Here is a 13,114-nt window from a genome sequence, read left to right as displayed (position 1 = left end):
TAATAAGGAACAACGATGCGACAGAAAGTAATTATTGCCACAGCGTTTGCCACCCTTGTCTCCACCAGCGCTTTCGCTTCTGACCTGCCGGGCAAAGGCATCACTGTACAACCTATCCAGAGCACCATCTCTGAAGAGTCCTTCCAGACGCAGTTAGTTAGCCGTGCGCTGGAGAAACTGGGCTACACCGTAAATAAGACAAGCGAAGTCGACTACAACGTCGGCTATACCTCTATTGCCTCTGGCGATGCGACGTTTACCGCCGTGAACTGGCAGCCGCTACATGATGATATGTATGCCGCTGCAGGCGGAGATAAAAAATTCTATCGCGAGGGGGTATTCGTAACAGGCGCTGCACAGGGTTATCTGATCGATAAGAAAACCGCTGAGCAGTACAAAATCACCAATATTGCCCAGCTAAAAGATCCGAAAATCGCCAAAATCTTTGATACCAACGGCGATGGTAAAGCTGACATGATGGGTTGCTCGCCGGGCTGGGGTTGTGAAGCGGTGATTAACCACCAGAACAAAGCGTTCGATCTGGAAAAAACAGTCGAGGTCAGCCACGGTAACTATGCAGCAATGATGGCTGACACCATTACCCGCTTTAAAGAAGGCAAACCGATCCTGTACTACACCTGGACACCATACTGGGTCAGTGACGTGATGAAACCGGGCAAAGATGTCGTCTGGCTACAGGTCCCGTTCTCTTCTCTGCCAGGTGAACAGAAAGATATTGATACCAAACTGCCGAACGGCGCGAACTATGGCTTCCCGGTAAACACCATGCACATCGTCGCTAATAAAGCCTGGGCGGAGAAAAACCCGGCGGCGGCGAAACTGTTTGCCATCATGAAATTACCACTGGCAGATATCAATGCGCAGAACGCAATGATGCATGATGGTAAAGCCTCAGAAGCTGACGTTCAGGGCCACGTTGACGGCTGGATCAAAGCCCACCAGCAGCAGTTCGACGGCTGGGTGAAAGAAGCGCTGGCTGCGCAGAAATAACCCACTCGCAGGCCTGATAAGCATAACGCTATCAGGCCCAGTAACCACACCAATGCCGGATGGTGGCGCGATGCGCCTTATCCGGCCTACACGCCCTTCCCTCACCGCACAATCCATCACCCAACAAATCAGCAACATTTAATCACTTCCGTTATGATTGTTTTCTGCACCCCATTATTCAGTTGAAAACAATGACCAAACCCACTCACGGGCTTAGCCCGGCACTGATTGTATTAATGTCTGTGGCGACCGGCCTCGCCGTTGCCAGTAACTATTACGCCCAGCCGCTGCTCGACACCATCGCGCGAAACTTTTCGCTGTCGGCCAGTACTGCGGGCTTTATCGTCACTGCAGCCCAGCTTGGCTACGCTGCAGGGCTCCTGTTTCTGGTACCGCTTGGCGATATGTTTGAGCGTCGGATGCTAATCGTCTCCATGACGTTGCTCGCAGCAGGCGGCATGTTGATTACCGCCAGCAGCCAGTCGCTGGGGATGCTGATCCTCGGCACTGCGCTAACCGGGTTGTTCTCAGTTGTGGCACAGATCCTGGTTCCGCTGGCGGCGACGCTCGCCACGCCTGACAAGCGCGGTAAAGTCGTTGGTACGATTATGAGCGGCCTGTTGCTGGGGATTTTGCTGGCACGAACGGTTGCAGGGTTGCTGGCGAATCTCGGCGGCTGGCGCACCGTGTTTTGGGTGGCCTCAGTACTGATGGCGTTGATGGCGATTGCCCTGTGGCGTGGTTTGCCGAAGATGAAATCAGAGACCCATCTTAACTACCCGCAGCTATTGGGTTCTGTGTTTAGCCTGTTTATCCACGATAAATTACTCCGCACCCGCGCGATGTTGGGTTGCCTGACCTTTGCCAACTTCAGTATCCTCTGGACATCAATGGCATTTTTACTCGCCGCACCACCGTTTAACTATTCAGAGGGGATGATTGGCCTGTTCGGTCTGGCCGGAGCCGCCGGTGCGTTAGGCGCTCGTCCGGCGGGCGGTTTTGCCGATAAGGGTAAATCACACCTCACGACTACCGCAGGCCTGCTGCTACTGTTGTTCTCCTGGCTGGCTATCTGGTTCGGACATACTTCAGTGCCGATGCTGATTATCGGTATTCTGGTACTGGATCTGACCGTTCAGGGGGTACATATCACCAACCAGACCGTTATCTATCGCATTCACCCGGACGCACGTAATCGCCTGACTGCCGGATACATGACCAGCTATTTCATTGGTGGTGCGGCAGGTTCACTGATTTCAGCTTCAGCCTGGCAGCATGCCAGCTGGGCTGGCGTTTGTCTGGCAGGTGTGACTGTTGCCGTACTCAACCTGCTGGTCTGGTGGCGAGGTTTTCACCGCCAGGAAGCCGTAAATTAGGCGTATAACGTCTGTTTATCTTTGATTGGGCTCCTCAGGGTGTTAAGGAGCCCATCAGTCTGCTAAGGTTATAACGCATTGAGCCAGGTTATTTTAATTTCGGTAATGAAGCCTATAATCCTATGGAAAGCCCTGTTCCCCAGTCTGAATCCCGTTCTGCAACGTTAACTGAAGGATTCAAAGACAGCCTACCGATAGTTATCAGTTATATTCCGGTCGCATTTGCATTTGGTATGAATGCGACTCGCCTGGGCTTTACTCCCGTTGAAAGCGTTTTTTTCTCCTGCATCATTTACGCCGGCGCCAGCCAGTTTGTCATCACAACCATGCTCGCCGCAGGCAGCTCACTGTGGGTCGCGGCTCTGACCGTCATGGCGATGGATGTTCGCCATGTTTTGTACGGCCCTTCTCTGCGCAGCCGTATCGCCCGACAGCTGAGCAAACCTAAAAGCGCGCTATGGGCCTTTGGCCTCACCGACGAAGTCTTTGCCGCGGCAACGGCCAAGCTGGTGCGGGATAACCGGCGCTGGAGTGAAAACTGGATGATCGGCATCGCGCTATGCTCCTGGGCTTCCTGGGTACTTGGTACGGTTATCGGCGCATTTTCCGGCACTGGTTTACTGAAGGGATTCCCGGCGGTAGAAGCGGCGCTGGGGTTTATGCTCCCGGCGCTGTTTATGAGTTTTCTGCTGGCCTCTTTCCAGCGTAATCAAACGCTATGCGTCACGGCGGCTTTAGCCGGTGCGCTGGCTGGCGTGACGCTGTTTTCTATCCCGGCAGCCATCCTCGCAGGCATAGTCTGCGGATGCCTGACCGCGCTCATTCAGTCGTTCTGGCAGGGAGGTCCTGATGAGTTATGAGGTTCTGCTGCTCGGCCTGCTGGTCGGCTGCGTCAATTACTGTTTTCGCTATTTACCACTGCGTCTGCGAATGGGGAATGTGCGCCCGACAAAACGCGGAGCCACTGGAATATTACTCGACACCATCGGTATTGCATCAATTTGCGCCCTGCTGGTGGTGTCTACTGCGCCAGAAGTGATGCACGATGCCCGTCGTTTTGTGCCTACGCTGGTGGGGTTTGTGGTACTGGGTGCAAGCTTCTATAAGACCCGCAGCATCATCATTCCGACCTTACTGAGTGCCCTGGGCTATGGATTAGCCTGGAAAATGCCGTTTGTCTTATAGATTAAAATAATCATTTTAAATAAATAATACATTTACTTTATTTGTCACTGTCGTTACTATATCGGCTGAAATTAATGAGGTTATACCCAAATGGATAGTTCGTTTACGCCCATTGAACAAATGCTAAAATTTCGCGCCAGCCGCTACGAAGAGTTCCCTTATCAGGAAGTGCTTCTGACTCGTCTTTGCATGCATATGCAGGGCAAGCTGCTGGAAAACCGCAATAAGATGCTGAAAGCTCAAGGGATTAACGAGACGTTGTTTATGGCGTTGATTACGCTGGAGTCTCAGGAAAACCACAGTATTCAGCCTTCTGAACTGAGTTGCGCACTTGGCTCGTCACGGACTAACGCCACCCGTATCGCGGATGAGTTAGAAAAGCGTGGCTGGATCGAGCGCCGCGAAAGCGATAACGATCGCCGCTGTCTGCATCTGCAATTGACCGAAAAAGGCCATGCTTTTTTGCAGGAGGTATTACCGCCTCAGCATAACTGCCTTCATCAGCTTTGGTCATCTCTCAGCACCACCGAAAAAGATCAACTTGAGCATATCACCCGTAAACTTCTGACCCGTCTTGATCAGATGGAGCAGGATGGCGCGGTGTTAGAAGCGCTGCGCTAACGCGCTGACTCGCTCAGAAATCCAGATTTATAAATGAAAAACCGACAGGCCAGCACGCATACTGCTGGCCTGTCTGATAAACAGGTCGGCTTCAGCCGATGTGAAAAAAAATAAGATCGTGGAGAACAACATGAGCGCAAATGCGGAGACTCAAACCCCGCAGCAACCGGTCAAGAAGAATGGCAAACGTAAAAGTATGCTGCTCCTGCTGACCTTGCTCTTTATTATCATTGCCGTGGCATATGGGATTTATTGGTTTTTAGTACTGCGTCATATCGAAGAGACAGACGATGCGTACGTGGCAGGGAACCAGGTTCAAATTATGGCGCAGGTATCAGGCAGCGTGACGAAAGTCTGGGCTGATAACACTGACTTTGTAAAACAGGGCGATGTCCTGGTCACTCTCGATCAGACAGATGCCAGGCAGGCATTTGAAAAAGCCAAAACTGCGCTGGCGTCCAGCGTGCGCCAGACGCACCAGTTGATGATCAACAGCAAGCAACTGCAGGCCAGCATTGAAGTGCAGAGAACTGCGCTGGCCCAGGCACAAAGCGACTTTAATCGCCGTGTCCCGCTGGGTAATGCCAACCTGATTGGCCGCGAAGAACTGCAACATGCCCGCGATGCCGTCGCCAGCGCTCAGGCTCAGCTTGATGTCGCAATCCAACAATATAATGCGAATCAGGCAATGATTCTGGGCAGCAAGCTGGAAGATCAACCTGCTGTACAACAGGCTGCCACCGAAGTGCGTAATGCCTGGCTGGCGCTGGAACGTACCAAAATTGTCAGCCCGATGACCGGCTATGTTTCCCGTCGTGCCGTGCAGCCTGGCGCGCAAATTAGCCCGACTACGCCGCTGATGGCGGTTGTTCCGGCCACTAACCTGTGGGTGGATGCCAACTTCAAAGAAACACAGCTGGCGCACATGCGTATTGGTCAACCGGCGACCGTTATCAGTGATATTTACGGCGATGACGTGAAATACACCGGGAAAGTCGTCGGCCTGGATATGGGTACGGGCAGCGCGTTCTCCCTGCTGCCGGCGCAAAACGCAACCGGTAACTGGATCAAAGTTGTCCAGCGTTTACCGGTACGTATCGAACTGGATGCGCAGCAACTGGCACAACATCCACTGCGTATTGGTTTGTCGACATTGGTTACGGTAGATACCGCTAATCGTGACGGGCAGATCCTGGCAAGCCAGGTCCGCACGACGCCAGTATCAGAAAGTAATGCACGTGAAATCAACCTTGATCCGGTCAATAAGATGATCGAAGAGATCGTGCAGGCCAACGCGGGCTAATTCAAAGGTGCGTGTGATGCAACAGCAAAAACCGCTGGAAGGCGCGCAGCTCGTCATTATGACGATTGCGCTGTCCCTGGCGACATTCATGCAGGTGCTGGACTCCACCATTGCTAACGTGGCGATCCCCACTATCGCCGGGAACCTCGGCTCTTCACTGAGCCAGGGAACCTGGGTGATCACCTCATTCGGGGTGGCGAATGCTATCTCTATTCCGATCACCGGCTGGCTGGCCAAACGCGTTGGTGAAGTAAGACTATTCATGTGGTCAACTATCGCCTTCGTCATTGCCTCATGGGCATGTGGGATGTCCACCAGCCTGAACATGCTGATTTTCTTCCGCGTCATTCAGGGTATTGTCGCCGGTCCGTTAATCCCGCTCTCGCAAAGCCTGTTACTGAATAACTATCCTCCCGCCAAACGCTCCATTGCCCTCGCGCTATGGTCGATGACGGTGATTGTTGCCCCGATATGTGGCCCCATTCTTGGGGGCTATATCAGCGACAACTATCACTGGGGCTGGATATTTTTCATCAACGTGCCAATCGGTGCTGTAGTGGTATTAATGACGTTGCAAACCCTGCGAGGTCGGGAAACCAAAACCGAGCAGCGGCGTATCGACGCCATTGGTCTGGCACTGCTGGTCATTGGTATCGGCAGTTTGCAGATTATGCTCGACCGCGGCAAAGAATTGGACTGGTTCGCCTCGCAGGAAATTATCATCCTGACGGTGGTCGCCGTGGTGGCAATCAGCTTCCTCATCGTCTGGGAGCTTACCGACGAGCACCCCATTGTCGATCTCTCGCTGTTTAAGTCGCGCAACTTTACCATCGGCTGTCTGTGTATCAGTCTGGCCTATATGCTCTACTTCGGCGCAATCGTTCTGTTGCCGCAGTTATTGCAGGAGGTGTACGGATATACGGCAACCTGGGCAGGTCTGGCGTCTGCGCCGGTTGGGGTGATTCCGGTGATCCTGTCGCCGATTATCGGCCGTTTCGCACACAAGCTGGATATGCGTCGGCTGGTCACTTTCAGCTTCATCATGTATGCCGTCTGTTTCTACTGGCGTGCGTGGACATTCGAACCCGGTATGGATTTTGGCGCATCGGCCTGGCCGCAGTTTATTCAGGGGTTCGCGGTAGCCTGCTTCTTTATGCCACTGACCACCATCACGCTATCGGGTTTACCGCCTGAACGTATGGCGGCAGCATCGAGCCTGTCTAACTTTACGCGAACGCTGGCGGGTTCTATTGGCACATCGATCACCACAACGATGTGGACTAGCCGTGAGTCGCTGCACCATGCGCAACTAACGGAGTCAGTAAACCCTTACAACCCTAATGCACAGGCGATGTATGACCAGTTGCAAGGGCTGGGAATGAGCAAGGAGCAGGCCTCCGGATGGCTGGCACAGCAAATCACCAACCAGGGGCTGATTATTTCTGCTAACGAAATCTTCTGGATGTCTGCAGGGATTTTCCTCGTGCTACTCGGCCTGGTATGGTTTGCCAAACCGCCATTCGGTGCAGGCAGTGGCGGCGGCGGCGCGCACTAATACGTTAATAATTAATTAGAGTTTATAATATAAAAAGCAGCAAAGATTATCTTTGCTGCTTTTAAGTGCCATATTACATACCCGCAAGAGGAATATGCTTATGGCTTCAAGCCAGTAACATCTACCGTTAATATTGAAACAATACCTGAAGGTGCAATATTGGGAATACCCTTACCACCATATGCTAAATCAGGCGGTATATATATTTTCACGCGCCCCTTTGTGCCTACAAGAGTAACGGCCTTACTAAGTAATTCAGGTAATTTATCAACCTTGCTGTTAATATTAACATTATTTGATATAACTGCGCCCGTACTAACCTCTTCTTTCATTACAAACTGTATATAATCTTTTTTCTTCGCTTTCCGCTTTGCGCCTTTGCTTTCCACAACATAAATAACACCATCGGATTGCTGAATAGCTCCTTTTATCGCCTTAACTGAACGCATCAATTCCTCTGACTGTTCTTTAACAGAAGGCGAAGTTATTATCGTTTGTGAGTTTTGTTGCTGTTGCAATAACGGTTTTTTGACAACCGCATTACCACCAGGTGTGGCATTCTCTGGCACGTTAGCTGCCTTTCTGGTACTCAAATTCATCTGTCGTATTGATGCTTCAAGCTCAATATTTTTTTGAGTATTTTTAGACAACTCTTGCTCAAGCACGCCAATTCGCGATGATTTTTCACCTATTGAAACATTCAATCTAGAAATCAAGGTATTAAGTTCAATATTTTTCCTTCTTTCCTCCGCAACTAACTTTGACAGAGTCTCAGAATTTCGCAATGACTCAGCCATTTTAACCATATTTGATTTTTGCTCACTATTCTGAGCGATCAAACTGACGTTCTGAGATTCCAGATATTCTTTTACTTTTTTCGTATCTTCTATTACGTTGACAAGCTTCAAAACCTGTTGAGCAAGTAATGTAGATTTTGCTGCTGCTTTAGCTTTGTCTTTCTCCAGTGCCGCCAGTTGAGCCGTCTGTTTCTCCAGTCTCGCCGCATCAGCGCTGCCGGATTTGTTCAGGTCGGCTATCTGCTTCGCCAGCACGCCCTTGTCTTTCTCCAGTGCCGCCAGCTGAGCTGTCTGTTTCTCCAGTTTCGCCGCATCAGCGCTGCCGGATTTGTTCAGGTCTGCTATCTGCTTCGTCAGCACACCCTTGTCTTTCTCCAGCGCCGCCAGCTGAGCCGTCTGTTTCTCCAGTTTCGCCGCATCAGCGCTGCCGGATTTATTCAGGTCGGCTATCTGCTTCGCCAGCGTGGCTTTGTCTTTCTCCAGCACTGCCAGCTGAGCCGTCTGTTTCTCCAGTTTCGCCGCATCAGCGCTGCCGGATTTGTTCAGGTCGGCTATCTGCTTCGCCAGCACGCCCTTGTCTTTCTCCAGTGCCGCCAGCTGAGCCGTCTGTTTCTCCAGTTTCGCCGCATCAGCGCTGCCGGATTTGTTCAGGTCTGCTATCTGCTTCGTCAGCACGCCCTTGTCTTTCTCCAGTGCCGCCAGCTGAGCCGTCTGTTTTTCCAGTCTCGCCGTATCAGCGCTGCCGGATTTATTCAGGTCGGCTACCTGCTTCGCCAGCGTGGCTTTGTCTTTCTCCAGTGCCGCCAGCTGAGCCGTCTGTTTCTCCAGTTTCGCCGCATCAGCGCTGCCGGATTTGTTCAGGTCTGCTATCTGCTTCGTCAGCACACCCTTGTCTTTCTCCAGCGCCGCCAGCTGAGCCGTCTGTTTTTCCAGTCTCGCCGTATCAGCGCTGGCGGATTTATTCAGATCGGCTATCTGCTTCGCCAGCGTGGCTTTGTCTTTCTCCAGCACGGCCAGTTGAGCCGTCTGTTTCTCCAGTTTCGCCGCATCAGCGCTGGCGGATTTGTTCAGGTCGGCTATCTGCTTCGCCAGCACGCCCTTGTCTTTCTCCAGTGCCGCCAGCTGAGCCGTCTGTTTTTCCAGTCTCGCCGTATCAGCGCTGGCGGATTTGTTCAGGTCGGCTATCTGCTTCGCCAGCGTGACTTTGTCTTTCTCCAGCACGGCCAGCTGAGCCGTCTGTTTTTCCAGTCTCGCCGCATCAGCGCTGGCGGATTTGTTCAGGTCGGCTATCTGCTTCGCCAGCACGCCCTTGTCTTTCTCCAGTGCCGCCAGCTGAGCTGTCTGTTTCTCCAGTTTCGCCGCATCAGCGCTGCCGGATTTATTCAGGTCGGCTATCTGCTTCGTCAGCGTGACTTTGTCTTTCTCCAGCGCCGCCAGCTGAGCCGTCTGTTTTTCCAGTCTCGCCGTATCAGCGCTGGCGGATTTATTCAGATCGGCTATCTGCTTCGCCAGCGTGGCTTTGTCTTTCTCCAGCGCCGCCAGCTGAGCCGTCTGTTTTTCCAGTCTCGCCGTATCAGCGCTGGCGGATTTATTCAGATCGGCTATCTGCTTCGCCAGCGTGGCTTTGTCTTTCTCCAGCACTGCCAGCTGAGCCGTCTGTTGTCCCAGCGCTAATTTCTGTTTCAACGCATCAGCGCTGCCGGATTTGTTCAGGTCGGCTATCTGCTTCGCCAGCACGCCCTTGTCTTTCTCCAGTGCCGCCAGCTGAGCCGTCTGTTTTTCCAGTCTCGCCGCATCAGCGCTGGCGGATTTGTTCAGGTCGGCTATCTGCTTCGCCAGCACGCCCTTGTCTTTCTCCAGTGCCGCCAGCTGAGCTGTCTGTTTTTCCAGTCTCGCCGTATCAGCGCTGCCGGATTTATTCAGGTCGGCTATCTGCTTCGTCAGCGTGACTTTGTCTTTCTCCAGCACTGCCAGCTGAGCCGTCTGTTTCTCCAGTTTCGCCGCATCAGCGCTGCCGGATTTGTTCAGGTCGGCTATCTGCTTCGTCAGCACGCCCTTGTCTTTCTCCAGTGCCGCCAGCTGAGCTGTCTGTTTCTCCAGTTTCGCCGCATCAGCGCTGCCGGATTTATTCAGGTCGGCTATCTGCTTCGTCAGCGTGACTTTGTCTTTCTCCAGCACTGCCAGCTGAGCCGTCTGTTTTTCCAGTCTCGCCGCATCAGCGCTGCCGGATTTGTTCAGGTCGGCTATCTGCTTCGCCAGCACGCCCTTGTCTTTCTCCAGTGCCGCCAGCTGAGCCGTCTGTTTCTCCAGTTTCGCCGCATCAGCGCTGCCGGATTTGTTCAGGTCGGCTATCTGCTTCGTCAGCACGCCCTTGTCTTTCTCCAGTGCCGCCAGCTGAGCCGTCTGTTTCTCCAGTTTCGCCGCATCAGCGCTGCCGGATTTGTTCAGGTCGGCTATCTGCTTCGCCAGCACGCCCTTGTCTTTCTCCAGTGCCGCCAGCTGAGCCGTCTGTTTTTCCAGTCTCGCCGTATCAGCGCTGGCGGATTTATTCAGATCGGCTATCTGCTTCGCCAGCGTGACTTTGTCTTTCTCCAGCACGGCCAGCTGAGCCGTCTGTTTTTCCAGTCTCGCCGTATCAGCGCTGGCGGATTTATTCAGATCGGCTATCTGCTTCGCCAGCACGCCCTTGTCTTTCTCCAGTGCCGCCAGCTGAGCCGTCTGTTTTTCCAGTCTCGCCGTATCAGCGCTGGCGGATTTATTCAGATCGGCTATCTGCTTCGCCAGCGTGACTTTGTCTTTCTCCAGCACGGCCAGCTGAGCCGTCTGTTTTTCCAGTCTCGCCGTATCAGCGCTGGCGGATTTATTCAGATCGGCTATCTGCTTCGCCAGCGTGGCTTTGTCTTTCTCCAGCACTGCCAGCTGAGCCGTCTGTTGTCCCAGCGCTAATTTCTGTTTCAACGCATCAGCGCTGCCGGATTTGTTCAGATCCGCTATCTGCTTAATCAGATCAGCTTTATCTTTCTCTAGTGCAATTTTGTCTTTTTCTAGCAATGCCAACTGAGCTATTTTTTGCTCTGAACTTACTTTCTGTTTTAAAAGTTTTGCTTTTTCCGTTTCCAAATAGCTAAGCTTTTTGGTCTGCTGTTCCAATAAAAATCTTTGTTTAGGTGCCTCTTTTGAACTCGCCGCTAATACCGTTAATTGTTTTGATAAATCATATTTTTCTTTTTCTAAAACAGCCAACTTTGCAGTCTGTTGCTCTAGTTTTTCTTTCTGGTTAGTCACATCCGCGAGTTCTTTTTCAAGACCAGAAATCTTTTTATTTAATATTATTGATTGGTTATTTAACTCACTTTTAACATCAACAGCGATAGATTTATTGGTTGTTTTTTTGTCCTGGGAATTGACACCTTCAGCAAAGGATGCTTCAAGCTTCCTCTTTAACTCCTTATTTTTTTCGAGGGCGATACGATACTGCGCCTCCCGGAGACGATTAACTCTCTCCAGAGCTGTAATTTTTCCCTGCAGGTCATTCGCGCGTATCTGTGTAGTCGGTTCTGCAATAACTACGCTATTGGGAATACCACTATTACTGATAACCTTATCCTCAGATAACTTCTCTAAAAGCATAGAGTGTTCTTTGGAAAGGAAATCTTCTGAAAAAACAGAATCAGACAGCAACATGAGGAAACATGAAGCTGCAATCAGCGATATTTTTCTCATAGTTTGTCCAATTCACTCGCCTGTTGGTTCATTACGTTAAATACAGCATTGCGCACACGAGAGCAAACTACCATTAACTTACTATTAACTTCGAGTTTAATAATTTCCGCAGATTCACTATCCAGCTGCGACTTTTGCTTATTGTAAAAGACATATAATTCATTAATTTTATCAAATTGCTTTTTATACACATCAAAAGATTTTTTATCTAACACTTTCAATGCGTTTATATTCTGATAACAACTCACCTGCCCTTGGGGTGGTTTTTTTACAACATCAGGAATATTTTTTGCACAACCTGACATTAGAAAACATGCACAAATGATAATCCTTGAAATATTCATACGTTCCATACATTAACATCCCTGATCATTATTGAATAATAAGTAAAACAGCCATCTAAAAATCTCAAGAAAAATATCATTACAAAAAAATAAAAACAAGATCACGCCTGGCAAAAAACACAAATATAAAAACAAAAAAAATAACAGATAATAAAAAAGAACGTAATCACCAAATCAATCAATCTATTAAATAACAAAGGTGAATATTATAAATATAAGCCAAATGAAAATATAATATATAAATAATATTAGTGAAAAAAGTAGGTGCCCCCGCCAGACATATGGCGGGAATCCGACTGTAGATGCTCCTTCTCAAAAAGGGAACGCAGTATAAAGAGATCAGAAAACGGGGTAAAGGCACGAAAAAAGTAGCCGGGTCTGGGAAATAAGATGACAACCAGCCTGCTGACCGCGGCGTATAAAGGAAGAGTCTGCCATCTACTGACATCGATGACGGACGCCATGCGCTACCCCGGAGGGGAAATGGCGGACCTGTATAACCATCTCAGGGAGATCGACCCAGGTTGCAGAGAGATAAAACAAACGATGCAACTGAGCTGGCTGACTCTGAGAAGTAAAAAGCCAGAGCTTTCGGAGCAGGTACTGTGGGGAGTGTTACTGGCTTATTATCTGGTGAGATATCAGATAATTAAAATGACGGAAAAGCTGAAAGGATGCTGGCCAAACCAGCTGAGCTTTTCAGAATCATGCGGAATGATAATGAGACTGCTGGTGACGCTGCAGGGCGCTTCACCGGGGCGTAGACCGGAACTGATGCGCGATCCTGAAAGTATGGGACACTGGTGAAGTTGCCAACCAGACGGGAAAGCATCTTCCAGAGGGTGGTGAAGGAGGAGCCATAGAAATACACCACAGCCCCGAAAAAGAGCCAGTCAGTTGCTTAACTGACTGGCATTACTCACCAGGGGCTGATTATTTCTGCTAACGAAATCTTCTGGATGTCTGCAAGGATTTTCCTCGTGCTACTCGGCCTGGTATCGGTTTGCCAAACCGCCATTCGGTGCAGGGAGTGGCGACGGCGCACACTAATAGCGATTTGTCGGTACTGAGAATCAAAACCCAATATAGATATTGAATCTATATTTTGCTCAATTCATTGATGCCTTCAATATAAATTAATGCCAAACCGGAGCATTTTTTGATATTTTTCGTTGTCTCTTAGTAAGAGAATCGCCTTA

Annotated in this window: 9 protein-coding genes and 2 pseudogenes; 9 read left to right on the top strand and 2 right to left on the bottom strand. The window is 50.5% G+C overall.

Annotated features, from left to right (window positions below):
- Window positions 1–15 precede the first annotated feature (15 nt).
- From proX to emrB, 7 genes are all read left to right on the top strand, one after another.
- Window positions 16–1,011, top strand: a complete 996-nt coding sequence (proX, locus tag I6L54_RS06995) for a glycine betaine/L-proline ABC transporter substrate-binding protein ProX (protein ID WP_005122935.1) — start codon at window positions 16–18, stop codon at window positions 1,009–1,011.
- Between the two features lie 191 nt (window positions 1,012–1,202).
- Window positions 1,203–2,387 carry an MFS transporter gene (locus tag I6L54_RS06990; protein WP_040233287.1) on the top strand — a complete coding sequence of 395 codons (1,185 nt, stop codon included), beginning with the start codon at window positions 1,203–1,205 and terminating at the stop codon, window positions 2,385–2,387.
- A gap of 122 nt (window positions 2,388–2,509) precedes the next feature.
- On the top strand, window positions 2,510–3,247 hold the full coding sequence (locus tag I6L54_RS06985; RefSeq protein WP_005122932.1) for an AzlC family ABC transporter permease: 738 nt from the start codon (window positions 2,510–2,512) through the stop codon (window positions 3,245–3,247).
- Window positions 3,237–3,572 carry an L-valine transporter subunit YgaH gene (gene ygaH / locus I6L54_RS06980; RefSeq protein ID WP_040233284.1) on the top strand — a complete coding sequence of 112 codons (336 nt, stop codon included), beginning with the start codon at window positions 3,237–3,239 and terminating at the stop codon, window positions 3,570–3,572. Before I6L54_RS06985 ends, ygaH begins: the two co-directional genes overlap by 11 nt.
- 90 nt (window positions 3,573–3,662) lie before the next feature.
- Window positions 3,663–4,193, top strand: coding sequence for a transcriptional repressor MprA (mprA, locus tag I6L54_RS06975; RefSeq protein ID WP_005122929.1), 531 nt, complete (start codon window positions 3,663–3,665; stop codon window positions 4,191–4,193).
- Between the two features lie 130 nt (window positions 4,194–4,323).
- Window positions 4,324–5,496 carry a multidrug efflux MFS transporter periplasmic adaptor subunit EmrA gene (gene emrA / locus I6L54_RS06970; RefSeq protein WP_040233282.1) on the top strand — a complete coding sequence of 391 codons (1,173 nt, stop codon included), beginning with the start codon at window positions 4,324–4,326 and terminating at the stop codon, window positions 5,494–5,496.
- Window positions 5,497–5,512: 16 nt separating this feature from the next.
- Window positions 5,513–7,051 (top strand): multidrug efflux MFS transporter permease subunit EmrB, encoded by a 1,539-nt coding sequence (gene emrB / locus I6L54_RS06965; RefSeq protein ID WP_005122927.1) that lies wholly within the window; start codon window positions 5,513–5,515, stop codon window positions 7,049–7,051.
- Window positions 7,052–7,149: 98 nt separating this feature from the next.
- Here the strand turns inward: emrB and I6L54_RS06960 are convergent, their stop codons facing one another.
- Both I6L54_RS06960 and I6L54_RS06955 read right to left on the bottom strand, forming a co-directional pair.
- Window positions 7,150–10,905 (bottom strand): hypothetical protein, encoded by a 3,756-nt coding sequence (locus I6L54_RS06960; RefSeq protein WP_217124638.1) that lies wholly within the window; start codon window positions 10,903–10,905, stop codon window positions 7,150–7,152.
- Between the two features lie 662 nt (window positions 10,906–11,567).
- Window positions 11,568–11,924: a YuaE family lipoprotein gene (locus I6L54_RS06955; protein WP_137378392.1), complete on the bottom strand. Its 357-nt coding sequence runs from the start codon at window positions 11,922–11,924 to the stop codon at window positions 11,568–11,570.
- A gap of 293 nt (window positions 11,925–12,217) precedes the next feature.
- On the opposite strand from I6L54_RS06955, the pseudogene I6L54_RS06950 reads away from it, so the two are divergent.
- Together I6L54_RS06950 and I6L54_RS24240 are read left to right on the top strand one after the other, a co-directional pair.
- Window positions 12,218–12,778 (top strand): annotated as a pseudogene (locus tag I6L54_RS06950) (IS4 family transposase); the annotation flags it as partial.
- Window positions 12,779–12,829: 51 nt separating this feature from the next.
- Window positions 12,830–12,965 (top strand): annotated as a pseudogene (locus tag I6L54_RS24240) (hypothetical protein); the annotation flags it as partial.
- Window positions 12,966–13,114 lie beyond the last annotated feature (149 nt).

Origin of the sequence: Citrobacter pasteurii, assembly GCF_019047765.1 — a bacterium.
Lineage (GTDB): Bacteria > Pseudomonadota > Gammaproteobacteria > Enterobacterales > Enterobacteriaceae > Citrobacter > Citrobacter pasteurii.
This window is presented reverse-complemented; position numbering and strand designations above follow the sequence as displayed.

Excerpts from the sequence above, each read along its gene's own strand:
- I6L54_RS06990 (WP_040233287.1), top strand. The coding sequence starts at position 1,203 with ATGACCAAACCCACTCACGGGCTTAGCCCGGCACTGATTGTATTAATG.
- proX (WP_005122935.1), top strand. The coding sequence starts at position 16 with ATGCGACAGAAAGTAATTATTGCCACAGCGTTTGCCACCCTTGTCTCC.
- I6L54_RS06985 (WP_005122932.1), top strand. The coding sequence starts at position 2,510 with ATGGAAAGCCCTGTTCCCCAGTCTGAATCCCGTTCTGCAACGTTAACT.
- emrB (WP_005122927.1), top strand. The coding sequence starts at position 5,513 with ATGCAACAGCAAAAACCGCTGGAAGGCGCGCAGCTCGTCATTATGACG.
- emrA (WP_040233282.1), top strand. The coding sequence starts at position 4,324 with ATGAGCGCAAATGCGGAGACTCAAACCCCGCAGCAACCGGTCAAGAAG.
- ygaH (WP_040233284.1), top strand. The coding sequence starts at position 3,237 with ATGAGTTATGAGGTTCTGCTGCTCGGCCTGCTGGTCGGCTGCGTCAAT.
- mprA (WP_005122929.1), top strand. The coding sequence starts at position 3,663 with ATGGATAGTTCGTTTACGCCCATTGAACAAATGCTAAAATTTCGCGCC.
- I6L54_RS06955 (WP_137378392.1), bottom strand. The coding sequence starts at position 11,924 with ATGGAACGTATGAATATTTCAAGGATTATCATTTGTGCATGTTTTCTA.